Genomic DNA, 22,583 nt, shown 5'->3' on the forward strand with positions numbered 1-22,583 from the left:
CCAACCACGGGGATCCATTCGCGCTCGCCGAAGCCAGGCCGGCGTGAGCCGGCTCAGCGAGCGTCATGGCGCCCTTCGTCCATCTTCGCGACAGCCTCTTTCAGCAGCCCGCGCAACCAGGTGAGCCCGGGGTCCGAGGTCCGGTGCTTGTGCCATTGCATCGCCTGCTCCATCGTCGGGACCGGCACCGGTACCTCGCGCAGCACGATAGGCAGGCTGCGCGCGGCTTCTTCGGCGAGCCGCCGGTGCATGGTGGCGATCCGGTTCGTGCCGGCCAGCAGGTGCGCCGGCGACACGAAGCTGTACGTGCTCGCCTCGACCCGCCTCACAACGCCGAGCCGCTGCATGAACCAGTCTTCGATCGCCGCCTGTGCGTCGCCGACCTGCACGACGACGTGCCCGGCCGCCATGTAGCGCTCGTTCGTCATCTCGCCTTTCGCGAGGGGGCTGTCGCTCCACATCACACAGCAGTAGGTTTCCTCGAGCAATACCTCGGCCGGATGCTCGGTCGAGCAATACTCCTTGGGGATGATCAGAAGATCCGCTTCACCGCGTTCCAGCAAGCGGTGGGGATACGCGATTTGCGGGCGCAGCTCGAAGCGGATGCCGGGTGCTGCCTTGTAAGCGAGTGCGAACAGGTGCGGCATGAGCGTCGTCATCGTGTAGTCCGAAACGAACAGGCGGAACAGCCGGTTCGCGTGCGCCGGCACGAATTCGGGTTGAGCCGACACCGTCGCGTCGACGCGCACAAGGATGTCGCGCACGGCGTCTTTGAGCGCATCGGCGCGCGGCGTCGGCTCCATCTTGCGACCGACCTGCACGAGTAGTTCATCGTTGAAGTATTCGCGCAACCGCGAAAGCGCGTTGCTCATCGCCGACTGGCTCAGGTGGATCTTCTCGGCCGCCCGGCTGATGTTCTGTTCACTCAGGAGCGCGTCGAGCGCCACGAGCAAGTTGAGGTCGAGCTTGTTGAACCGCATGCGCGCTGTCTCCGTTCTCCTCTTCGCTACCGCGTGACCGTGCCGTATGCGATATCAGGGTTTCACCTGAAAGTATTGATGCCGTCGATAGCGGCAATGGATCGAATCCATTTTTAGCATACATCAGCCTGTCCTAACCTAGCCACATCTCGACGCGACGGCAGCCCACGCATCGTATCGGGAGACCAGCGTCAGGTCATTTTCGGGTCGAACGTACCGCTGTACCTCGGCCGTCTGCACCGCGCTTTCCACTATTAAAAGAGATGCCAGGCGGCGCAAACGCGCCTCCCGGAAGAGGAGACAGCATGTCCACGAAACTGATCGCAGCCGTTGTCGGTTGCGCTGTGTTGGCGACGGGTTCGATGAAAGACGCACAGGCATTCGAAGGCGGCGTTTCACCGTATCCGGCCGGCGCGGTGGGGACGAACATCGCCAACCTGCCGCCGATCCCCGGCCTGTTCGCACTGGAGCAGTTCAACTACAGCTTTGCGAACGGCCTCTATGGCAACGACGGCAAGAAACTGCCGATTCCGTTCCATACGTCGGTGTTTTCGGAAACCACGCGTCTGCTGGCGGCGTATCCGTTCCATCTGCTCGGCGCAAACGTCTATACGCAACTGGTCATTCCCGTTGTGTCATTGCACAGCACCGTGTTCGGGCAGTCGAGCACGCAGAACGGCCTCTCCAACATCACGCTGACGCCCGTGTTGCTGCAATGGAATCTCGCGCCGAACCTGGCGATTGCGTCGGGCATCGACGTTGCATTCGAGACGGGGTCCTATAGCCCGGTCAAGTCGAGTGTCGCGGTGGGCTACACCTCGGTGCAGCCGGTGATCTCGATTCGCTACAACGTTCCCAACGGAATCGACCTCGCGCTCGCAAATCGCTTCCTGCTCAATCTGAAGAACGGCACGACGGACTACAGCTCGGGTGACGGTTACGTCGCCGAGTTCAACGCCGGCTGGAACTTCGGCCCGTGGAAACTCGGCGTGGTCGGCGCGTACCTGAACCAGTTCAGCGACGACAAGGCCGGCGGCGTGAGCGTGGGCAATCGCATGCGGACCTTCGGTATCGGCCCGTCGATCGTGTACGACGCGAGAAGCTGGAACGTCAACCTCAATTATCAGCAAGGCATCTATGCCGCGAACACGGCCAAGAGCAGCAGCGTGTGGCTGAACATCGCCATCCCGTTGTGGGCCGGCTTCGGGCACAAGGGCTGAGCATCGTGTCGCGCGCCGGACTGCGCGCGAGAACCGGTCATCGGCGCCGTCATCGAGCAACACGCAATTTCAATCAAGGCAATCAGCATGTTCCGATACTTTCCTACCAACTACGTCTGGAATCTGTCCGTCAATCTCGCCATCGAAATGGGCGCGCGCATCGGTGAAATCGAGGAGATGTGCGGGCCGCTCCAGGAAGCGGCCAGGCAACCGGACGCCGACGGCACGCGTGCGTTTCGCGAAGCATGGGTCGAGAAGGCCGATCGCCTTTGCGATCTCGCGCAGGACGACGAGGCCCGGGGGCGGCGGTTGTCGGCGGGCGAGAAGTACAAGCGTGCCGCGATCTATCTGATCACGGCCGAGCGCATGCTCGCGCACGATGCCCCGGGGCGTATCGAGCTTTACCAACGCTCGCTCGATACGTTCGACGATGGCATCGCACGCTCCGGCGACAACTGCGAGCGCGTCGCCATTCCGTACGGCGACACGCATCTATCCGGACTCCTTGTGAAAGCGAAGAACGCCGACGCGCGCAGTCCGCTGCTCGTGCAGGTCAACGGGCTGGATTCAACCAAGGAAATGAAGTACTTCGTGGGCTTGCCGGCCTGGCTGGCCGCGCGCGGCGTGTCGTCGTTGATTGTCGACCAGCCCGGTACCGGCGAAGCGTTGCGGCTGCACGGCCTGAATGCGGTATACAACTCGGAAGTCTGGGCGAGCAAGATCGTCGACTGGCTCGAAGGCCGGGACGACGTCGATCCGAAGCGGATCGGCATGGAGGGCGTGTCGCTCGGCGGCTACTACTGCCCGCGCGCAGTCGCGTTCGAGCCGCGTTTCGCCTGCGGTGTGGTGTGGGGCGCCAACCACGACTGGCGCGACGTCCAGAAAAAACGCCTGCAGCGCGAAGGCAACTTCCCGGTGCCGCACTACTGGAAGCATGTCTGCTGGGTCTGGGGCGCGAAGGATATCGACGACTTCATGCGCATCGCCGAAAACGTGCATCTCGACGGTGTGCTCGATCGTATCAAGGTGCCGTTCCTCGTCACGCATGGTTCGCAGGATTCGCAGATCCCGGTCGCCTGGGCGCACCGCACTTACGAGCAACTCGTGAACAGCCCCAAGCGCGAGCTCAAGATCTTCACCGAGCGCGAAGGCGGCGTCCAGCATTCGAGCTTCGACAACTCGATCAACGCGGGGCACTTCATCGCCGACTGGATCGCCGAAACGCTCGGCGGACGCACCTCGCTCTGACTCATTCACCCATCTCAAGCACGCACATCTCATGAATATCATCGGACCCGATACGCTGGTCTTCGGCGTGGACGACGTCGCCGCCTGCAGCCAATATCTGCTTGACTACGGGCTGTTGCCGGTGCGCAGCGACGACACCGGTGGCCGTTTCGAGGCACTCGACGGAACCGGCATCGACATCGCGCGCCGCGACGATCCGGCGTTGTCGCCTGCGCTCGGCACGGCAAGCATGCTGCGCAAGACGATTTACGGCGTCGCCGATGCCGCGACGATCGACGCGATCGCGGCGGAGCTGCGCCGCGACCGAGAAGTGAGCACGCTCGCCGACGGATCGATCGAATCGCTCGACGACATGGGCTTCGCGATCGGCTTCCAGGTGACCAGGCGCCGTTCGCTTGCCTTGGCCGCCGAGCCCGTGAATGCGCCGGGCGCGCCTGCGCAGCGCGCGCCGAACATCGTGGCCGTGAGCGACGATGCGGTGCTGACTCCGCGCACGCTCTCGCACGTCGTCTACTTCGTGCCGGATGCGGCGAAGGCCGAAGCCTTCTATGTGGAGCGTCTCGGCTTTCGCTGCACCGACCGATTCACGGGCGTCGGGCCGTTTCTGCAGCCGGCCGGCACGCTCGACCATCACACGCTGTTCATGATTCAGACGCCGCCTTTCATGAAGGGTTGCGAGCATTTCACGTTCCATATGGGCGGACCGACCGAAGTGCTGCAGGCGGGCACGCGTTTCGTCGCGAAGGGTTACCAGTCGTTTTGGGGGCCGGGGCGTCACCGGTTCGGCTCGAACTGGTTCTGGTATTTCAACAGCCCGCTCGGCTGTCACGTCGAGTACGACGCCGACATGGATCTGCACGACGATGCATGGAACGCGCGCGAGGCGCCCATGGGCGCCGACGCGTCGCAACTGTTCCTGTTCCAGCATCGCGACAAGTGGGCGCCGGGCGGTCCTCCGCCGGGGGCAGCGGCGGCGACGTCGGATTGACGGCGAGAATCGTTCCGTCATGTCCGAGACAAATCCCGATCGCATTCGTCTCGCAAGCGTCGACGATCTGCCCGATCCCGGCGCGCGCGGCTTCGATCCCGATGGGCAGGGGCACGACACGCTTTTTGTCGTGCGGTACGGCGTGCAGGTTCGTGCGTATCGCGATGCATGCCCGCACTTTTTCGGCGAAACGCAGATGGCCTGGCGCAAGGACGCCTACCTGAACGGCGACGGCACCCGCATCGTCTGCCACGCGCACGGTGCGCAGTTCGATATCGCAAGCGGTGAGTGCGTACTCGGCCCGTGCCTCGGTCAGCGGCTGACACCCGTCGAGATCGACGTGACGCACGACGGCACCATCGTGCTGATCGCGACATGACACACCCACACCAGACACAACAAGGAGACACCCAGATGGCAGCCCCTCTTCAACACGTCCTCGTCATAGGCGGCGGTTTTTCCGGTATGGCGACGGCGATCCAGTGCGCGAAGCTCGGCCTCACGGTCGACCTCGTCGAGATCGACCCGGGCTGGCGCTCGTACGGCGCCGGCATCAGCATTGGCGGGCCTACGTTGCGCGCGCTGCGCACGATCGGCGTGCTCGACGCCTTCTTCGAGCGCGGCCACGGCGGCGACGGCGTGAATCTGTATACGGCCGGCGGCCAGTCGATCGGCACGCTGCCGACTCCGCGAGTGGCCGGCGAGGACGTTCCTGGCGGCGGCGCAATCATGCGCCCGGTGCTGGCCGATATTCTCGCCAAGGCGACACGCGCCGCAGGCGTGCGCGTGAAGCTCGGCGGCACCTTCTCGCGGATCGAGCCGCGCGGCGAACAAATGGACGTGGCGTTCACGGACGGCACACACGGTACGTACGACCTCGTGGTCGGAGCGGACGGCCTCTACTCGAAAGTGCGCGCCGCTGCGTTTCCCGATGCGCCGAAGCCGCGCTATACGGGCCAGGGCGTGTGGCGCGCCGTGGTGCCGCGACCGGCGGAGATCGCTTGCGCGACGATGTGGCTGGGGCACCGGATCAAGGCGGGTGTCAATCCGGTTTCCCGGGAGGAAATGTACGTCTTCGTCACCGAGGACAGGCCGACCAACGACTACATCGATCCCGCCGAATGGCCGCGCATGCTGTCCGAGTTGCTGGCCATGTTCGACGTGCCGCTGATCCGGTCCATCCGCGCGCAGATCGGCGCCGAATCGCGCGTCAACTACCGTCCGCTGGAAAGCCTGCTGCTGCCGGCGCCCTGGTTCAGCTCACGGGTGGTGCTCGTCGGCGATGCGGTGCACGCGACCACGCCGCATATGGCAGCGGGCGCGGGCATCGGCATCGAGGATGCGATCGTGCTCGCAGAAGAGCTGGGGCGCGGTGTGACGGTGGAAGCTGCGTTGCAGGCATTCCAGGCGCGCCGCTGGGAGCGCTGCCGCATGGTGGTGGAAAACTCCGGGCGTCTTGGCGAGATCGAGATCGGCGGCGGCGACAAAGAGGAACACCGGCGCATCATGCACGAGACGCATATGAGTCTCGCGCGGCCTATCTGACGCAAGCGGAGGCACGATGGAGACGAACCTTTCCCCCACGACGCCGGCAAGTGCCGACCTGTCGATATCGACCGACACGACGCGGCTTGGCGCGTTCGGCACCGTTGCGTTGATGCTCGCGCATTGCGCCGGCATGGTCGATCTGGTGGCCTTGCCGGTTTGGGTCGGCACGTTGATCGGTGCGTATCGGCTCGATCCCCAGAAGGCGGGCCTGCTTGCCACGCTGTTCCTGGCGGGTGCCGTACTGAGCAGCGTCTTTTTCTCGCCGCGCTTGAATCGCCTGCCGGCGCGCGCGATGTCGACCGTCGGCTTCGGCATCGCGGCGGGTGCGTTCGTCGGCATCACGTCCGTGCCGGTTGATCGCTATCTGACGTTGGCGACTCTGCATGCCGTCGCGGGCGTCGCTGTCGGATGCGGCCTGAGCTTCACGCACGGCACGGTTGGACGAAGCCGCAATCCGCATCGCCTGTTCGCGATCTCCGGCCTCGCGCTCGGCATCTTCGCGATCGCGTTTCTCGGCACCGTGCCGGGGCTGATAGCAACGCATGGCGGCCCGATGCTGTTTCACGTTTTTGCGAGCGTGATGGGCGTTGCCGCGATCGCATGCGCGCTCGCGTTTCCGTCGCTTAAAGCGCGCGGCAGCGCGGCAGCCGGCGACGAGCCTCGCTTCGAGCGTGTCGTCTGGTTCGGCATGGCAGGTGTCGGCTGCATGGCGCTGACGCAGTCGATGCTGTTCAGTTTTGTCCAGCGTATCGGCCTCGATCGCGGATTCGGTTTGAGTGCCGTGATCGCGACGCTGATCGCGCTCGGCTTCGTCAACCTGTTTCCCGCTCCCGTCGCGGGACTGCTCGAAACGCGCGTGCCGGGCCGCAAGGTCGTGCGGGCGGGCCCCGTTGTGCAGGCCGCGCTGGCGCTGGTCATCACGCAAAGCGCGGCGTTCGTGCCGTACGCGGCGGCCACCTCGGTCTTTGCTGCCGTGATGATCTTCACCCACACCTTCGCGTTCGGCATGCTGGCGCGCATCGACCGCACCGGCCGCGCCGTTGCCGCGACGCCGGCGATGCTGATGACGGGCGCCGCCATTGGCCCGGTGCTCGGCGGCACGCTCGTCAAGCAGTCCGGCTACGGCAGCCTCGGGTTCGCGGCAGTGCTGATCGCCGCCGCTGCGGCAGTCTGCTTCTCGCGGCTCGATCGCCGTTCCCCATCCCAAGGAGTCTGAACATGAAACCCGTTCGACGGTTCGTCGATCTCTCCATCTATCTCGAGAACGACGTTCTCTCCGATCCGCCGCCGCTCGCGCCGAGGATCAGCTATCAGAAGCACGGCGACACGCTGCCCGAATTCATGGCGATGCTGCCGGGTACAAAACCCGAGGACTATCCCGACGGTGAAGCTGCCGCCGCGGAGTGGGTCACGTTGACGACCCACAGTGGCACGCATCTCGACGCGCCCTGGCATTTCCACTCGACGATGGATGCGAGCCTGGGTGAGGCCCGACCGTCCATCACGATCGATCAGGTGCCGCTGGAATGGTGCTTCCAGCCGGGCGTGAAGCTCGATTTCCGGCACTTTCCGGACGGCTACGTCGCGACAGCGGCCGATGTCGAAGCCGAACTCGCGCGCATCGACCACGAACTGCAGCCGCTCGATATCGTCGTCGTGAACACGCGGGCCGGATCGCGCTACGGGCACGACGACTACGTCAATGCGGGCTGCGGCATGGGCTACGAAGCGACCATGTACCTGTTGCAGCGTGGCGTGCGCTTGACCGGCACCGATGCATGGAGCTGGGATGCCCCGTTCTCCTACACCGCGAAAAAGATCGCGGAAACGGGCGATACGTCGCTGATTTGGGAAGGGCACAAGGCGGGGCGCGATATCGGCTATTGCCATCTGGAGAAGCTGTACAACCTCACGGCCTTGCCGCCGACCGGCTTCACGATCAGTTGCTTCCCGCACAAGATTCGCGGTGCGTCGGCAGGGTGGACGCGCGCCGTCGCGATTTTCGACGACACCGACGTGGAGGCAGCAGCATGAGCTTTCCAGCGATTCGTCGCGTGGTGACCGGTCACGATGCCGACGGTCGGGCAATCGTCGCATCCGACGGTCCCCTGCCGACCGTGGTGGAAATCGCCGCGATTCCCGGCACCGTATTCCACGAAGTGTGGAGCACATCGTCGAGCCCCGCCCTGGTCGACAATGGCGCCGATCCCACGGTTGGCGCGCTCATGCTACCGCCGCCAAAACAGGGCACCCGTATGCGCTTCGTCGACATTCCACCCGACACGCCGGAATTTCTCGCGCACGGTGCGGTGAAAATGCACGATGCGTTCAGCCAGATCGGCGACGCAGCAGCGTCGACGGTGAAGGCCGGCTCGCCGCATCCGCTGATGCATCGCACCGAGTCGATCGACTACGGCGTGGTGATCGAAGGCGAAATGACCCTGATCCTCGACGATGCCGAAGTCGCACTGGCGCCGGGCAGCGTGGTGATTCAGCGGGGAACCAACCATGCTTGGGCGAATCGCTCGGGCCGTCCATGCCGAATGCTGTTCGTTCTGATCGATGGTGCCTACGATCCGGCGATTGCCGTTGCGCTCGACACGCCCGCACACGGAGGCGCGCGATGAAATTCGCCACCTTGCCCGATGGCAGCGCCGATGGCCGCTTGCTGCTCGTGTCGCGCGACCTGCGCCATGCCGTCGAAGCTGCACCGATCGCAACGACACTGGCTGATGTGCTCGATCGTTGGGACGCGCTCGCGCCTGGCTTGCAGGCGCGTTACGACGCGTTGAACGCCGGCAGCGTGCCCGAGGCGCGCCCATTCCATACTGCTGCATGCGCTGCGCCCTTGCCGCGCAGTCCGCAGTGGTGCGACGGCTCGGCGTTTCTGAATCACGGCCGCCTGATGGAGCAGGCGTTCAATACTCCGCCGATTCCCGAGTTCGATACGGTGCCCGTCATGTACCAGGGCGCCAGCGACGACTTCCTCGGTCCGGCCAGCGACGTGCCCTTGCCTGACGAGGCCGACTGCATCGACTTCGAAGGCGAATTCGGCGTGGTAGTGGGGAGCGTGCCGATGGGCGTATCGGCCGCCGGTGCGCTGCGCTGCATCCGGCTGATCGTACAGCTCAACGACTGGAGCCTGCGGGCGTTCGGCCCGCGCGAAATGAAGACGGGCTTTGGTTTCCTGCAGGCCAAGCCCTCTACGAGCTTTGCACCGGTTGCCGTCACACCCGACGAACTCGGCGAGCACTGGCGCGACGGCCGCGTGCATCTGAGCCTGCACGTCGAATGGAACGACCGCTGGTTCGGTCATCCGCATGGACGCGAGATGAACTTCGGCTTCGGTGAACTCGTCGCGCATGCGGCCCGTACGCGCCGCCTGTCGGCGGGGACGATCGTCGGGTCCGGCACGGTGTCGAATGCCGATCGCAACGCGGGCTCGGCGTGCGTCGCCGAGCGCCGCGTGATCGAAATGATCGACGAAGGGGCCGCGCGCACGCGGTTCATGCGCTTTGGCGACCGGGTCAGGATGACGGCGCGCGATGACGCCGGCAACGCACCGTTCGGCACGATCGATCAACGGGTTGTGCGCGCGCCGCGCGCCGACGACGAGGAGGCTCGGCCATGAGAGTGCTGGTGACCGGGGCGGGCGGATTTGTCGGAACGGCGTTGGTCGAACGGCTGCTGCGCGACGGTATCGCGGAGCCCGGCGATGTGTCGGAACTGTTGTTGGTCGACCGGCAAGCGGAGTGGCCGTACGACGATGCGCGAATCACGGCACGGGTCGGCGATTTCAGCAGCCCGGAGATTCTCGAGCCGCAGCTGTCGAAACCTGTCGACGTCGTCTTTCATCTGGCGAGCATGCCCGGCTCGCAGGCGGAAGCCGAACCGGCCGAGGGCGACCGGGTGAATCTGTCGGGGATGCTGGCGCTGTTCGAGCGCCTGGCGAAGCAAGCGACGGAGCAGGGGCGTGCGGCGCGCGTCGTCTATGCCAGCAGCGTTGCCGTGTTGGGCGAGTCGTTACCCCCGTCCGTGGACGAGCACACCCTGCCGCGCCCGACGATGAGCTACGGCGTGCACAAGCTGGTTGGCGAGCTGATCCTTGCCGACTGGACGCGACGCGGCAAGCTGGATGGCCGTGCGTTGCGTCTGCCGGGCATCGTGGCTCGTCCGGCGCTTGCTGCGGGACATGGGTCCGCGTTCATGAGCCAGATCTTCCGCGCGGCGCAGAGCGGCCAGTCATATACATGTCCCGTTTCGCCCTCGGCCACCGTGTGGTGGATGTCCCGCAGATGCTGTATCGACAACCTGCTGCACGCCGGACGCATGTCCGCAGAGGGGATGCACGTCGGCCGAGTCTGGACGCCCCCGGTGCTGCATCTGTCGGTTCAAGAGATCGTCGATGCGTTGGTCCGGCGGTTCGGCTCGTTCGACATCGACTACACGCCGGTGGAGCGGATCGAGCGGCTATTCGGACGACAACCGCCGCTGACTGATCGCCGTGCCGTCGAGGCGGGATTTCGGCACGACGGCACGATCGACGCGCTCGTCACCCATGCGCTCGAGCGCACGTGAATTCCGGCACGAATCTCGTGATCGTGATCCGTTCAGTTTCAGCCGTCGCAGCCTCCGGCGCGGACACCTGGCCGCCGGACAGCGTGCGCGGCCTGAAAGGGGCGGCGGAATTTGTTCGTATGGAAAAATGAAGCGGGCAATCATGGCGGAATGATCTGCAAGCCATTGATTTCATTCATGGTATGCCGCTCGTCTTCATTGACGAACGATAGCCGGCCACGCGTGCGTCACGCGTTCGTGTCGACCCAGAGGCGGCCCCAGCGGGACGCGTAGGCCAGCGCGTGCTCTTCCTCGAAGAAGAAATCGATCGCGTCGAACGAAACGGCGCGCGGCGACGGGCCGCCGCTCGCCTTCTCGATGGTCAGGTTGGCGGCGAACAGCCCGTTCGGCAACCGGGCGGCAGCGGGGGCGACTTCGTAGCCCTTGTAGCGGATCGTACGGTTCATGGCGTGCGCGGAGAAAGTTCGGAGGTTCAGCGTACGAAAACCCGCCCGCGGCGTGAACCAATCTTTCGGCCAATGCAAATCACGCGGCGGGCCGAATTCTTATCGGTGCGGGGAAAGGGCGGCAGGGAGGGGCGTCGACGGACACGGCGCGTCGCCGCGCGTCCGAATGCGCGCCGCCCGCGCGGGCGAATGGAATCGTCCGGGCGCGGGCGGCGGAAGGCGGGAAAATTACTGGTTGGCGATCTTCAGCACGGGTGCGAGCGCATCGACCGATGCCGCATGCGAGGCCGCGCGATGCGAGGCGAACGCGAGCGCGAACTCGGCCGCCTGCGTGCCGACCGTCTCGAGCTGCGTGACCACCTTCGGATCCGAGCAGCTGTCGGCGCTGTCGAAGCGCGTTTCGAGCGTGTTCACGGTGGCGCCGAACGGCGTTGGCCAGCCGCGCAGCGCGTGCACGATCGAACGCAGCGACGTCAGCACGGTGCCGGCCGCCTGCCAGCCGTAGGCCGTGACGATCAGGCCGACCGCACGACCGTCGAGATACGGGCGATCGTCGGCGCGCAGCTCCTCGAGCGTGTCGAGTGCGTTCTTCACGAGGCCGGAAACGCCGCCGTGATAGCCGGGCGTCGCGATGATGATCGCGTCGGCCTGGCGCACGGCGTCGATCAGTTCGCGCTGCGCGTCGGTCAGCGTTTTGTGTTCGGGCGCGTAGTGCGGCAGCGTATGCAGGAACGGGCCGTCGAACAGCCGCGTGCGTGCGCCGGCCGCTTGCGCGCCGCGCAACGCGAACGACAGTGCGCGTTCGGTCGACGACGCTGCGCGGGTGGTACCGCCAATGCCGACGACGAACGGGCGGCGGTGTTGATCGAATGCAGTCAAGGGGCGCTCCTTGGGGATGGCTTGCCCGGCTAAGCACAGGCTTAAAACCAGATGGTAACGACCCCGCCGCCACTCTGAAAACGACTTTTCGTTCTATCGATATGCCGCGCGGCAGGGGCAATCGTGTGCGAGGCCGCCCAGATCGATAGCAGAAATGCTTGGTTGGGACGGCGCGCCGTGGTCGATAAGATGGGCCCGTCTCCTCCATGATGTCTCTACTGACATGGGTTGGCCCCGCCGCGCGGATGCAGGCGGGGCTTTTTTTCGTCCCGGTCAGAAAAAGGGGCGCGATGCGTCGGGCCGTTGCCCGTCGCCCATCACCTATTACTCGAACACCGGCCGGAAGAAGCTGCGCTCGTAGCTGACGATACAGCGTGTTTCCTCCGCGTAGCGGAACGCGGCCTGGCAGGCCGGATCGTCCATCGAGCGTTCGCGGTAACGCTCGTATTCGGCGAGGCTCGGGAACGAGAACATCGCGAGCGCGATGTTGTTCGCCCCTTCGGACGGCAGGAAGTAGCCGTGATGCGTGCCGCCGAATTTTTCGACGAGCGGAATCCACATCTTGCCGTACGTTTCGAACTGGTCGAGCTTGTACGGATCGATGACGTAGCGAAGGTAGCAGGTGATCATGGGCGCGCTCGGGGAGGGATGGAACCCGCGAGTCTGGAAGGCGTCGCCGCATGTGTCAACGGCACATGCCAACGCGTGATCCGGCCACGGGATGCATTGCTTGCGCAAACAACGATCGGCGTTCCGTCATGCGATCGCCACGACGCACGCGAAGCCACGGCGCGCACTGTCGCAACCCTCTCTCCCGCACGCATTTCTCCAAACTTTTACGACATTTTTTCTTGCGAGGGCGGCTGGCGCGCTCATAGACTTCGGGCATCCCAACCACGGAGCAAGGCAATGTCGATACCCTGGAACGCGATCGCCGAACACACTCCCGCCGCGCCGCCTTCCGTGTGCGCCGATCGGGTGATCGTGCGGCGTTTCGATCCGGCCTTCGACAGCTATGCCCAACTCACGCCGATGCTGCATCGCGCGTTCGTGCGGCTCGGCGCGATGGGACTCAACTGCACGTGCGTCGACCAGAGCGAGGATGTCACGCGCCGCCGCGCGGAAGCGGGCGAGTGCTACGTCGCCGTGTGCGGCGGGCGCGTGATCGGCACGGCCACGCTGTATGCGACCGATCCGTCGTCGGCGTGCTCGCTGTACCGGCGCGAAGGCGTCGCGAGCGTGCGGCAGGTGGCGGTGGACCCCGATTGCCAGAGCCGCGGGATCGGCGCGTTGCTGCTGTCGTTCGCCGAACAGTGGGCCGCGCTGCGCGGCTATACGCTGCTCGCACTCGATACGCCGCATCCCGCTTCGCACCTGCTTGCGTTCTACGGCGCACAGGGTTTCGAGGTCGTCGACGTGATGCGCTTCGACGGCAAGCGCTACGACAGCGCGATCCTCTGCAAGCGGCCCGTCGCGCACCTCGCGCGCCGCGTGTCGCCGGCGTCGCGCATGGCCGCGCGCGTGGCGGCCGTGCGGCGTCTTGCGTATGCGTTGCCGTCGCGCATGGTCGCCGTGGCCCGGCGCGGCCAGCACGTGCGCCGTGGCGCAGGCTGGGCGGCACGACGCGCGGCCGGTGCCGCGAGTTGCCGCTCGTCGCCGTGGCGCCCGCGTCAGCACGGGCGCTACACGTTCGGCTGAACGCCGCGCCCCGGTTCGTTTTCCTGCTTTGCCGCGTAAGCGTCGGATGAGCGGAGTGTGGCGCTCCCGCTCGTGTACGGCCCTCGAGACACCCCCGCCGCGCCGCGGCGAAACGGACGTTTACGCGCTTTTTATACCCTGACGCGATCCTTTGCCGCGATCTTCACGCGAACCTTCATAAGATGGTTGCGTGGAAACGGAAGCCGTACGCGACAACCCGCGTCGGCAGCCGGCTCGCCTGACCGATGCCGGCTGCCGATGCGCGGGCGCGCCGGCAAAAGGAAACCGCCATGTCTCTCTCACCCATGACAGGCCCGCGCCCCGCGCAGCCGGGCCATCCGCGCACGGCCGTACGCTCGATGTTCGACCCCGCGCTCGTGCGCCCGGCGATCGCCGATTCGTTCCGCAAACTCACGCCGCGCACGCAGTTCCGCAACCCGGTGATGTTCTGCGTGTACGTCGGCAGCATCCTGACGACGATCCTGTGGATCGCCGCGCTGTTCGGCCAGGCCGAAGCCCCCGCCGGCTTCATCGTCGCGATCGCGCTGTGGCTGTGGTTCACCGTGCTGTTCGCGAACTTCGCCGAAGCGCTCGCCGAAGGGCGCTCGAAAGCGCAGGCCGCGTCGCTGCGCAGTGCGAAACACAACGTGGTCGCGAAAAAGCTCGCGGCGCCGCGTGCGAAGTCGGTCGTCGAAGTGATGGCGTCGACCGACCTGCGCAAGGGCGACGTCGTGCTCGTCGAAACCGGCGACACGATCCCGGCCGACGGCGACGTGATCGAAGGCGTCGCGTCGGTCGATGAATCGGCGATCACCGGCGAATCCGCGCCGGTGATCCGCGAGGCGGGCGGCGACTTCTCGTCGGTGACGGGCGGCACGCGCGTGCTGTCCGACTGGATCGTCGTGCGCGTCGCCGTCAATCCGGGCGAGGCGTTCCTCGACCGGATGATCGCGATGGTCGAAGGGGCGAAGCGCAAGAAGACGCCGAACGAGATCGCGCTGACGATCCTGCTCGTTGCCTTGACGATCGTGATGCTGCTCGCCACCGCCACGTTGCTGCCGTTCTCGACGTTCGCGGTCGAAGCGATGAAGGCCGGCCACGTGGTGACGATCACAGCCCTGGTGGCGCTGCTCGTGTGCCTGATCCCGACGACGATCGGCGGCCTGTTGTCCGCGATCGGCGTGGCCGGGATGAGCCGGATGATGCAGGCCAACGTGATCGCGACGTCGGGCCGCGCGGTGGAAGCCGCCGGAGACGTCGACGTGCTGCTGCTCGACAAGACCGGCACGATCACGCTCGGCAACCGCCAGGCGTCGGCGTTCGTACCCGCGCCGTTCGTGACCGAGGAAGCGCTGGCCGATGCCGCGCAACTGTCGTCGCTCGCCGACGAAACGCCGGAAGGCCGCAGCATCGTCGTGCTCGCGAAACAGCGCTTCAACTTGCGCGAGCGCGACATGCAGGCGCTGCATCCGGTGTTCCTGTCGTTCAGCGCACAGACGCGGATGAGCGGTGTCGACCTGTTCCCCACGGGGACGTCCTCCGGGGCGCCGGGGCGCGAGATCCGCAAAGGCGCGGCGGACGCGATCAAGCATTACGTCGAGTCCCACGGCGGTCATGTCACGCGCGAAGTCGACGCGGTCGTGACCGACATCGCGCGTCGCGGCAGCACGCCGCTCGTGGTGGCGGAGCGCGTCGACGGCGTTGCCCGCGTGCTCGGCGTAATCGAGCTGAAGGACATCGTGAAGGGCGGCATCAAGGAGCGCTTCGCGGAACTGCGCAAGATGGGCATCAAGACCGTGATGGTGACGGGCGACAACCGGCTGACGGCCGCGGCGATCGCGGCGGAAGCGGGCGTCGACGACTTCCTCGCGGAAGCGACGCCGGAAACCAAGCTTGCGACGATCCGCGAGCATCAGGCGGCGGGCCGTCTGGTTGCGATGACCGGCGACGGCACCAACGACGCGCCGGCGCTCGCGCAGGCCGACGTCGCCGTGGCGATGAACACCGGCACGCAGGCGGCGAAGGAAGCCGGCAACATGGTCGACCTCGACTCGAACCCGACGAAGCTGATCGAGATCGTCGAGATCGGCAAGCAGATGCTGATGACGCGCGGTTCGCTGACGACGTTCTCGATCGCGAACGACGTCGCGAAGTATTTCGCGATCATCCCGGCCGCGTTCGCGACAACGTATCCGCAACTGCGCGTGTTCGACGTGATGCACCTCGCGTCGCCGGCGTCGGCGATCCTGTCGGCGGTGATCTTCAACGCGCTGATCATCGTCGCGCTGATCCCGCTCGCGCTGAAGGGCGTGCGCTATCGCCCGCTCGGCGCCGCGCCGCTGCTGCGCCGGAACCTACTGCTGTATGGGCTCGGCGGCGTACTGTTGCCGTTCCCGTTCATCAAGCTGATCGACATGGTGCTGGTGGCATGCGGATGGGCCTGAGCATGGGCGCGCATCACGCACCGGACGAAGGCGCTGCCGGATGAGCGAACCGGGCATCGTCATCGTGATCGTCGACGAAGACAGGCTCATCCGGCGTTTCGTCCGTGTCGCGTTGAAGGCCGAACACATGCATGTCTTCGAGGCCGCGACCGGTGCGGCGGGCGTGGCGGCCGTCGGCGTGCGACGTCCCGACCTGATCGTCGCGGACACGAACCTGCGCGACCTTGGCGGCACCGACCTGATCCGTGCACTGCGCGCGTGCTCGGCCGCACCGCTGATCGTGCTGTCGGCGCTGAGCGCGGAAAGCGACAAGGTGGCCGCGCTCGATGCGGGCGCGGACGATTACGTGACCAAGCCGTTCGGCGCCGCCGAGCTGATCGCGCGGATGCGTGCGCACCTGCGGCGGCAAGCGGGCGGCGGGCGCATCGATGCGGTGTGCGTGCGCTTCGGCGACGTGACCGTCGATCTCGGCGATCGCCAGGTGCTGCGCGGCGGGGCGCGCGTGCATCTGAGCCCGATCGAATTCCGGCTGCTGGCCGCGCTCGCGCATCATGCAGGCCGGCTACTGACGCACGACCGCCTGCTGAGCGAGGTGTGGGGCGCGGCGCACGGCAAGGATGCGCACGACCTGCGCGTGTATGTCGGCCATCTGCGGCGCAAGCTGGAATGCGACCCGCGGCGGCCCGCGTACATCGTCACGGAGACGGGCGCCGGCTACCGGCTCGACGGTGCGCGGTAGCGCCGCGCTCAGGGGTTCGCGGCCGTCCGCAGCGCGTCGCTCGCCGCGCCGTTCGAACGGCGCAGCTGCGCATCGAATTGCTGCACGCGCAGCGCGACCCGCTGCGCATAGCGCTTCGTGCCGCCGTTGTAGCGCACGAGCGCGGTTTCGACGTCGCCGTCCGCATCGTCGAGATAGCCGCGAAAGATCGCCGCGCCGATCCGCACGTTGGTGGCCGGATCGGAGAGATCCTTCACATGCGCGACGAGATCGCGATGGGCGGTGGGCATCACCTGCATCAACCCGCGCGCGCCGGCGACACTGACCGCGTGGCGATCGAAGCCCGACTCGACCGCGATGATCGCGAGCAGCAGCGCCGGTGCGAGCCCGTAGCGATCCGATTCGGTCTGCACCGCGCGCGCGATCGTGCGCGCGTCGGCGTATGCGACGTGAAAGCGGTTGCGCAGCGCGGTGACGATCGTGTCGAGCGTCGGGGGAAGCGAGGGTTCGGGCGTGCTGGCGGCGCTGATCGGCGCCGCAGGCGTGTCGTCGGCATGCGCGGGCCATGCGATCGACAGCGGCAGCACGATCGGGAAGAGCAGCAAAAGCCGCTTCAGCCGCAGGGCCGGGCGCACGCGCGTGCGCGGCGCCGGCCGGTCATACGATGGATAGGTTTCCTGCATGTCGTCGCATCGTGGTTCCGATGCGACGACTGTACGCAGTTATGCATTGCGACCGTCGAAAGAAACCGGCACGCGAGATAAACGGCGCGTAAAGACGGGCGGACGGGCGGTGCGCATGGCTGCGCGGCGTCACCCGTCGCGGCCGTGCGTGTCGCCGCCGCCTCTCGCGAGGCGCCACGCAATCGTGCCGAGCACGCTGACCGCGACGACCAGCGCGCCCCACAGCACGTAGCGGCGCGGTGCGTCCGGATCGGCGGCCGGCGCCGGCGCGACCGCCGAAACCGGCAACGCCGCGCCGACCCGCGCGGGCCGCACTTCGGGCGCCATGCCCACCAGCAATGCGTCGCGGCTCACGGCCGACGATACAAGCGACGCGTCGCCGACGCCGAGCGTAAACGGCGGCGCGCCGCGCGCGACGAACGTCAGCGCGGCCGGATGCCAGCCGATCGCGACGGCCGGCTGGCCGCCGCCGAATCCGCCGTTGCGCATGTCGACGACGATCCGCCACGCGCGATCCGTATTCGCCGCGAATTCGAGCGGCGGATTGCGCTGTTCGCCGGCCTTGCCCTGCAGCCGGAACAGCACGGCGCCCGCGACGTCGCGCCACGGTGCCTGCGCGTCGGCGCGGCTCTGCAGCGTCGCGCGCGCGACGGTGTTCGGCTGCGGCAGGTCGATGCGCACGCGGTCGACCGGATACGCGCCATCGGTATCGAACAGATACTCGCCAGGCGTGCCGCCGGCCCGCACGCGCACGGCGTCGCGCCATTGACGCGGCACCGATGCGGTGTCGGTCCCGCGTGCATCGCGCGGGTGCGTCTCGACGTCGATCGACGCGATCGCGGGCGCACCGTCGAGCCAGTCGAGCCGCAGGTAGCGCGGCGCCGCGCCTTCGAGTGCGATCCGTTCCTGCACCAGCATCGCGTCGCCGTGGCCCACCTTCAGCAGTTGCGTGCTGCCGAGCGATCGCCAGCTGCGCAGGTCGTCGCTGGCTTCGACGGTGACACGCCCCTGGTAGCTGTCGTCGCGCACGTGCACGAGCAGCGCGTCGATCTCGCCGTCCGCATGCGACAGGTCGACGAGATCCGCGCCGTGCTCCGCGCGCACCGGTGCGGCGACGCCCGCGCGCAGCGCGCCGTCGGGGCCGACCGTCACGCCGAGCGGCGCGTTGCCCTTGTCGGCGCGGGCGGGGGGCAGCGCAAACCAGTGCACGGGTGTGCGCTTCGGCGGGACGGCGGGCGCGGCCGCCGCGGGGGCATCGAGCGAATACGGCACCGGCTCGCCTGCGCCGTTGAAGATGCGCACGTCGCCGAGGTCGTCGCGCCGGCTCGCCGCATAGACGGGCTGCGGCACCGTGAGCTGGTAATACGCGGCGGCGCCGTCGAGGTCGAGCGAGAAGCGCTGCGCGACGCGCCCGTCGGCCGCCGCGAACGATGCGAGCACGCTCAGTCCGAGCAGGGCGGCGAGTCGCTTCATGCGTGGTCGTCCTGTTGCGCGGCGGCCTTCGGCGGTAGCGGCGAGAAATACCCGATCAACAGCAGCAGCACGCCGATGCCGATGAACGACACGATGCGCTCGATGCCGGACACGTGCGACAGGTCGAACAGGAACAGCTTGACGACCGTGAGCGCGAGCAGCGCGGCGCCGACGAACCACAGCGGACGCAGCCCACGGCGCGTGGCCCAGATCGTGATGGCGAGCGCGCAGAGCGTCCAGTACACGGACACCGACGCCTGCACCAGTGTCGATTCCGCCATCGCGCCGAGTTCGTACGGCACGCCGGCCCAGTGATGCAGCGTGCGCAGCAGGATCGCGTTCAGCCACAGGAACGCGGTCGCGCCGGCCGCGCTCAGCAGCTCGACGCGATACTTGCCGAACGACCAGCCGAGCTTGCGGGCGCGCACGAACCACGACGCGGCGAGCGCATAGACCACCGCGAGCACGAGGTCGAGCGGGTTGAAGAGCGGCACGCGCGCCCAGCTTCCGCCGTCCTGCGTGAAGTTCGCGTAGAAGGTCCACACCCACATCACGACGATCAGCGGCAGCGACGCGAGCGCGCACATGCGGGCGATGCCGTCGCGACGCGTCAGCCACATCCCGGCGAACGCGAACAGGCTCCAGCCGACCATGAACACCTGCTGGATGCCGAACGACGACAGCACGGTGTCGATGTCGTAGGCCAGGTGGAAGCGCTGATGCAGCGTGCGCAGCATCAGTGCGTTGAACCACAGGAACACGGTCGCGATGGCCGCGTAGTCGACGACGCGCGGATGCCACGCGATACCGAGCGTCCGCAGGCGGCGCAGCCACACGGCGAACGCGACGAACACGAGGAACTGCGCGATGTCGAGCGGGTTGAGCAGCGGCAGCCAGAAGAGCGGCGCCGCGTTGCCGTCGCTGATCACGCTGGCGATGCTCCACAGCCACAGCAACGCCGCGAGCGGCGCCGCGCCCCACACCTGGTACGCGCGCGGAAACGCCGCGACGGGCCAGCGCAGCCGCGAGCCGGGGCCGGACACCAGCAGGAGCAGCGCACCGAGGCCATAGGCCCACGCGCTCCAGCTCCACGCGCCTTCGGGCACGTACGCACGCAGGCGCCAGAAGCCTTCGAACGACAGCAGCCCGCATACGGTCCAGAACATCAGCGTATGCAGCGGTGCGATGATGCCTGCGGAGAGGGATGGCGCGACGCCGCGCGCCGAGCCCGGTGCGGCATCGACGCCTGCGGTGCCGCGCGACTGACGCCACAGCAGCGCAAGGCCTGCGCCGACGGCGAGGGGCCACGCGAATGCGCCCATCCCCGACAGCGGCGCTTCGTGCGCATCGAACGCACGCAGCGCGAGCAGCGCCAGCACCGGCGTCAGCGCGAGCGCCGGCCATTCGGCGAGCGGCCACGCCAGCCGGCGGCGCGCGACGTGCGCGAGCCACGCGGTGCCGGCCGCGAACAGTGCGGTCGTATCGACGACGAAGCGGTCGGCATGCAGGTCGACGTGACGGCTCGCGTAGACGAGGATCTCGTGCAGGCCGCCGCTCACCCACCACAGCAGCCCCCATGCGGCGGCTGCGGCGCCGATCTCCGGCATCCACGCATGCCACGCGCGCGCTTCGCTGCGCCCGTGCAGCCACCAGCCGGTGAACAGGCCCGCGAGCGCGATCAGCAGCATCGCGATGTAGGGACTGTTGAGCACCGGCAGCGCGGTGGCGTCGGCCGGCCCGAGCAGGCTCGTGAAGAACGCGCCGGCCGCGGCAACCTGCATCAGCAGCCCGAAACCGAAGCGCAGCATGCGTTTCTCGCGCACGCCGAGCCAGACGACGGCCGCGCCTTCGATCGCCCACGCGGCGCTGGTCGTCGGACCGGAGAACGCGAGCGGCACGGCCAGCGTCGCGAAGATCACCGCGAGCGCGAGCGTGGATTCGAACAGCAGCGCGAGGCGGTCGCGGCGCCGCGCGAGCCACGCGGTGACCACGACGTAGAACGCCGACAGCGCGACGGCGCTCCACGCGAGCCCGAACGGCATGTCCTTCACGAGCGACGCCTGCAGCGCGGTCGCGACGATCGGCGTGCCGAACACGAGCGTGCCGTCCACGTAGTGCCGCAGCGCGAGCTCGCGCTTCACCGCGTACAGCAGCGCGATGCCGACGTACATCAGGAAGAACAGGACGAGGAACGGCTCGGTGCTCGCGAACAGCGCGGGGCGGTAGGCCGTCACGCCCCATGCCGAGCCGATCGTGAACGTGAAGACGAAGCCGAGCAGGTTCAGCGGACGCCAGGCCTTGAACCAGGCGATCGCGAAGATGCCCGCGTTCAGCAGCGCGTAGTAGCTGAACAGCGCGACATGGTTGCCCTGGCCGGTCGACAGCAGCACCGGCGCGAGAAAGCCGCCCGCGGTGCCCATGAACGCGAGCGGCAGCGCGTTCTGCCGCACCGCGAGGAACGCGCTCAGCGCGCACACGGCCACCATCAGCGGGAACGCGGCGCCGACGGGCAGCAACGCGTAAAGCTTGGTCGCGGCGAAGATCGTCAGGTACAGGATGCCGACGCCGCCGCCCTGCAGCACGAGCCCGTACGCCGCACGGCGCGCGCGCACGCGCCAGCCGATCGCGAGCAGCGCGGCCGCGGCCAGCGCGGTGCCGGCGAGGCGGAATTCGATCGGCAGCATGTTGTTGTCGGCCGCGTACTTGAGCAGGAACGCGACGCCGAAGAACAGCACGATGATCCCGACGCGCACGACCGTGTTGCCGCCGAGCAGCCAGTCGCGCGCGGCGCGCAATGCACGCTCGACGAGGTCGGGTTCGCGCGGTTTGGGCGGCGCGGGGGGCGCCGACGGTGCGGGCGCTGGGGCGGCAGGTGTTGTGCTCGCGCGGATCGCGGCGGCCGGTGTCGGTGCCGGCGTGGCGGCGCGAACGGGGCTGGGAGCCGGTGCCGAGGCGGACGCCGGTGCGTCCGCGCGTGCGGCGGCCGGCTGGGCAGGCACGCGCGGTGGCAGGACGGCCGAAGGCGGGAAGGATGCGGATGGGGCTGCCGAGGCAGAGGCAGAGGCGGCCCCGGTGGGCGTGTACGCGGTCGCGTCAGTCGCGGCCGAGCCGGCCTTCGCGCCGGCCAGCTGGCCGCGCAGCGATGCGACTTCGCGCGTCAGCGTCTCGACGGTCGCCTCGAGGCGCGCGACGCGCTCGGCCAGTGGCACCGGCGGCTGGGCGGGCGGTGCCTGCATCGCTGGCGCGCCGGGGGCCGTGCCCTTGTTCTTGCGTTTGCGCTGTTGCAGCGTGTTGTCGAGGCAGAATCCGATCGCGGCGCCGAGCACTGCGCCGGTGATGGCGGAGAAATCCCCGATCAATGCGGCAATCCCGCCCACGATGAAGCCGATTGCGGTAAAAGCCCAGTTCATCTCGCCTTGCTCCCTCTCTCGTATCGTTATCGGCCTGCGATCGGATGTTTGCCCGTCGAGGCAGTGTCGGCATGGCCGGCAGGCGAACCGGCATGCGCTGCTGACACGGTGGCCGCGTGGCGGCCTGCGTCGCGATCAGCGTATTGGCGGGGAATGTATCACAGCGGCCGTTGGGGATTTTCCGGGTTGGCGCGGTATCGCGGCGCGCACCGTCCGGTGTCGCCGCGCGGCTTTTTTGCACGGTCATGCTTTTTATTGGGGGAGACGATG

General features: G+C 67.4%; 21 protein-coding genes. 14 read left to right on the plus strand and 7 right to left on the minus strand.

The annotated features are described in order from the left end of the window. Positions 1-53: 53 nt before the first annotated feature. Positions 54-980 (minus strand): LysR family transcriptional regulator, encoded by a 927-nt coding sequence (locus tag CFB47_RS20360; RefSeq protein ID WP_089441667.1) that lies wholly within the window; start codon positions 978-980, stop codon positions 54-56. A gap of 305 nt (positions 981-1,285) precedes the next feature. On the opposite strand from CFB47_RS20360, the gene CFB47_RS20365 reads away from it, so the two are divergent. The 11 genes from CFB47_RS20365 (at position 1,286) to CFB47_RS41775 (ending at position 10,693) form a co-directional block, all read left to right on the plus strand. Further along, positions 1,286-2,200, plus strand: coding sequence for a transporter (locus CFB47_RS20365; protein ID WP_089462083.1), 915 nt, complete (start codon positions 1,286-1,288; stop codon positions 2,198-2,200). 87 nt (positions 2,201-2,287) lie between these two features. After that, positions 2,288-3,448, plus strand: coding sequence for a S9 family peptidase (locus CFB47_RS20370; RefSeq protein WP_089462084.1), 1,161 nt, complete (start codon positions 2,288-2,290; stop codon positions 3,446-3,448). A gap of 31 nt (positions 3,449-3,479) precedes the next feature. Continuing rightward, positions 3,480-4,436: a VOC family protein gene (locus tag CFB47_RS20375; protein ID WP_089462085.1), complete on the plus strand. Its 957-nt coding sequence runs from the start codon at positions 3,480-3,482 to the stop codon at positions 4,434-4,436. Positions 4,437-4,455: 19 nt separating this feature from the next. Next, positions 4,456-4,815, plus strand: coding sequence for a Rieske 2Fe-2S domain-containing protein (locus CFB47_RS20380; protein WP_089462086.1), 360 nt, complete (start codon positions 4,456-4,458; stop codon positions 4,813-4,815). A gap of 35 nt (positions 4,816-4,850) precedes the next feature. Then, entirely contained in the window at positions 4,851-5,981 is a 1,131-nt protein-coding gene (locus CFB47_RS20385) for an FAD-dependent oxidoreductase (RefSeq protein ID WP_179259015.1), read from the plus strand. Positions 5,982-5,997: 16 nt separating this feature from the next. Next, positions 5,998-7,200 carry an MFS transporter gene (locus CFB47_RS20390; protein WP_089462088.1) on the plus strand — a complete coding sequence of 401 codons (1,203 nt, stop codon included), beginning with the start codon at positions 5,998-6,000 and terminating at the stop codon, positions 7,198-7,200. A 2-nt stretch (positions 7,201-7,202) separates the two neighbouring features. Next, the gene (locus CFB47_RS20395) at positions 7,203-8,018 is read left to right on the plus strand and encodes a cyclase family protein (protein WP_089462089.1); all 816 of its coding nucleotides are present in this window, start codon (positions 7,203-7,205) and stop codon (positions 8,016-8,018) included. Then, positions 8,015-8,611 (plus strand): cupin domain-containing protein, encoded by a 597-nt coding sequence (locus CFB47_RS20400; RefSeq protein WP_089462090.1) that lies wholly within the window; start codon positions 8,015-8,017, stop codon positions 8,609-8,611. The genes CFB47_RS20395 and CFB47_RS20400 overlap by 4 nt, the downstream gene beginning before the upstream one ends. Then, the gene (locus CFB47_RS20405) at positions 8,608-9,615 is read left to right on the plus strand and encodes a fumarylacetoacetate hydrolase family protein (RefSeq protein WP_089462091.1); all 1,008 of its coding nucleotides are present in this window, start codon (positions 8,608-8,610) and stop codon (positions 9,613-9,615) included. Before CFB47_RS20400 ends, CFB47_RS20405 begins: the two co-directional genes overlap by 4 nt. Next, positions 9,612-10,562, plus strand: coding sequence for an NAD-dependent epimerase/dehydratase family protein (locus CFB47_RS20410; RefSeq protein ID WP_089462092.1), 951 nt, complete (start codon positions 9,612-9,614; stop codon positions 10,560-10,562). The genes CFB47_RS20405 and CFB47_RS20410 overlap by 4 nt, the downstream gene beginning before the upstream one ends. After that, a complete protein-coding gene (locus CFB47_RS41775; RefSeq protein WP_256946722.1) occupies positions 10,559-10,693 on the plus strand; it encodes a hypothetical protein in 135 nt (44 codons plus the stop codon). The genes CFB47_RS20410 and CFB47_RS41775 overlap by 4 nt, the downstream gene beginning before the upstream one ends. A 96-nt stretch (positions 10,694-10,789) precedes the next feature. On the opposite strand, the gene CFB47_RS20415 is transcribed toward CFB47_RS41775, so the two are convergent. The 3 genes from CFB47_RS20415 to CFB47_RS20425 all read right to left on the minus strand — a co-directional run bounded on the left by CFB47_RS20415 (position 10,790) and on the right by CFB47_RS20425 (position 12,517). Continuing rightward, a complete protein-coding gene (locus CFB47_RS20415; RefSeq protein ID WP_011354057.1) occupies positions 10,790-11,008 on the minus strand; it encodes a hypothetical protein in 219 nt (72 codons plus the stop codon). Between the two features lie 228 nt (positions 11,009-11,236). Continuing rightward, on the minus strand, positions 11,237-11,887 hold the full coding sequence (locus tag CFB47_RS20420; protein WP_089458837.1) for an NADPH-dependent FMN reductase: 651 nt from the start codon (positions 11,885-11,887) through the stop codon (positions 11,237-11,239). Between the two features lie 324 nt (positions 11,888-12,211). Beyond that, positions 12,212-12,517 carry an NIPSNAP family protein gene (locus CFB47_RS20425; RefSeq protein WP_039346660.1) on the minus strand — a complete coding sequence of 102 codons (306 nt, stop codon included), beginning with the start codon at positions 12,515-12,517 and terminating at the stop codon, positions 12,212-12,214. 279 nt (positions 12,518-12,796) lie between these two features. Here CFB47_RS20425 and CFB47_RS20430 point away from each other — a divergent pair, with 279 nt between their 5' ends. The 3 genes from CFB47_RS20430 to CFB47_RS20440 all read left to right on the plus strand — a co-directional run bounded on the left by CFB47_RS20430 (position 12,797) and on the right by CFB47_RS20440 (position 16,768). Continuing rightward, the gene (locus CFB47_RS20430; RefSeq protein ID WP_089462093.1) at positions 12,797-13,585 is read left to right on the plus strand and encodes a GNAT family N-acetyltransferase; all 789 of its coding nucleotides are present in this window, start codon (positions 12,797-12,799) and stop codon (positions 13,583-13,585) included. A gap of 359 nt (positions 13,586-13,944) precedes the next feature. After that, complete coding sequence (gene kdpB / locus CFB47_RS20435; protein ID WP_089463492.1) at positions 13,945-16,029, plus strand: potassium-transporting ATPase subunit KdpB; 2,085 nt, start codon at positions 13,945-13,947, stop codon at positions 16,027-16,029. A 40-nt stretch (positions 16,030-16,069) separates the two neighbouring features. Continuing rightward, a complete protein-coding gene (locus CFB47_RS20440; protein ID WP_089462094.1) occupies positions 16,070-16,768 on the plus strand; it encodes a response regulator in 699 nt (232 codons plus the stop codon). Positions 16,769-16,776: 8 nt separating this feature from the next. Here the strand turns inward: CFB47_RS20440 and CFB47_RS20445 are convergent, their stop codons facing one another. The 3 genes from CFB47_RS20445 to CFB47_RS20455 all read right to left on the minus strand — a co-directional run bounded on the left by CFB47_RS20445 (position 16,777) and on the right by CFB47_RS20455 (position 22,313). Further along, positions 16,777-17,430 carry a lytic transglycosylase domain-containing protein gene (locus CFB47_RS20445; RefSeq protein ID WP_089441681.1) on the minus strand — a complete coding sequence of 218 codons (654 nt, stop codon included), beginning with the start codon at positions 17,428-17,430 and terminating at the stop codon, positions 16,777-16,779. A gap of 129 nt (positions 17,431-17,559) precedes the next feature. Beyond that, positions 17,560-18,903, minus strand: coding sequence for a DUF3999 domain-containing protein (locus CFB47_RS20450; protein WP_089462095.1), 1,344 nt, complete (start codon positions 18,901-18,903; stop codon positions 17,560-17,562). Further along, positions 18,900-22,313 carry a DUF2339 domain-containing protein gene (locus CFB47_RS20455; protein WP_089462096.1) on the minus strand — a complete coding sequence of 1,138 codons (3,414 nt, stop codon included), beginning with the start codon at positions 22,311-22,313 and terminating at the stop codon, positions 18,900-18,902. Before CFB47_RS20455 ends, CFB47_RS20450 begins: the two co-directional genes overlap by 4 nt. Positions 22,314-22,583 lie beyond the last annotated feature (270 nt).

Origin of the sequence: Burkholderia sp. AU27893, from assembly GCF_002223205.1 — a bacterium.
GTDB lineage: Bacteria > Pseudomonadota > Gammaproteobacteria > Burkholderiales > Burkholderiaceae > Burkholderia.

Coding starts and splice junctions, on each gene's coding strand:
- kdpB (WP_089463492.1), top strand. CDS start 13,945: ATGTTCGACCCCGCGCTCGTGCGCCCGGCGATCGCCGATTCGTTCCGC.
- CFB47_RS20360 (WP_089441667.1), bottom strand. CDS start 980: ATGCGGTTCAACAAGCTCGACCTCAACTTGCTCGTGGCGCTCGACGCG.
- CFB47_RS20450 (WP_089462095.1), bottom strand. CDS start 18,903: ATGAAGCGACTCGCCGCCCTGCTCGGACTGAGCGTGCTCGCATCGTTC.
- CFB47_RS20425 (WP_039346660.1), bottom strand. CDS start 12,517: ATGATCACCTGCTACCTTCGCTACGTCATCGATCCGTACAAGCTCGAC.
- CFB47_RS20395 (WP_089462089.1), top strand. CDS start 7,203: ATGAAACCCGTTCGACGGTTCGTCGATCTCTCCATCTATCTCGAGAAC.
- CFB47_RS20390 (WP_089462088.1), top strand. CDS start 5,998: ATGGAGACGAACCTTTCCCCCACGACGCCGGCAAGTGCCGACCTGTCG.
- CFB47_RS20430 (WP_089462093.1), top strand. CDS start 12,797: ATGTCGATACCCTGGAACGCGATCGCCGAACACACTCCCGCCGCGCCG.
- CFB47_RS20440 (WP_089462094.1), top strand. CDS start 16,070: ATGAGCGAACCGGGCATCGTCATCGTGATCGTCGACGAAGACAGGCTC.
- CFB47_RS20375 (WP_089462085.1), top strand. CDS start 3,480: ATGAATATCATCGGACCCGATACGCTGGTCTTCGGCGTGGACGACGTC.
- CFB47_RS20385 (WP_179259015.1), top strand. CDS start 4,851: ATGGCAGCCCCTCTTCAACACGTCCTCGTCATAGGCGGCGGTTTTTCC.
- CFB47_RS20370 (WP_089462084.1), top strand. CDS start 2,288: ATGTTCCGATACTTTCCTACCAACTACGTCTGGAATCTGTCCGTCAAT.
- CFB47_RS20405 (WP_089462091.1), top strand. CDS start 8,608: ATGAAATTCGCCACCTTGCCCGATGGCAGCGCCGATGGCCGCTTGCTG.
- CFB47_RS20400 (WP_089462090.1), top strand. CDS start 8,015: ATGAGCTTTCCAGCGATTCGTCGCGTGGTGACCGGTCACGATGCCGAC.
- CFB47_RS20455 (WP_089462096.1), bottom strand. CDS start 22,313: ATGAACTGGGCTTTTACCGCAATCGGCTTCATCGTGGGCGGGATTGCC.
- CFB47_RS20415 (WP_011354057.1), bottom strand. CDS start 11,008: ATGAACCGTACGATCCGCTACAAGGGCTACGAAGTCGCCCCCGCTGCC.
- CFB47_RS20445 (WP_089441681.1), bottom strand. CDS start 17,430: ATGCAGGAAACCTATCCATCGTATGACCGGCCGGCGCCGCGCACGCGC.
- CFB47_RS20380 (WP_089462086.1), top strand. CDS start 4,456: ATGTCCGAGACAAATCCCGATCGCATTCGTCTCGCAAGCGTCGACGAT.
- CFB47_RS20410 (WP_089462092.1), top strand. CDS start 9,612: ATGAGAGTGCTGGTGACCGGGGCGGGCGGATTTGTCGGAACGGCGTTG.
- CFB47_RS20365 (WP_089462083.1), top strand. CDS start 1,286: ATGTCCACGAAACTGATCGCAGCCGTTGTCGGTTGCGCTGTGTTGGCG.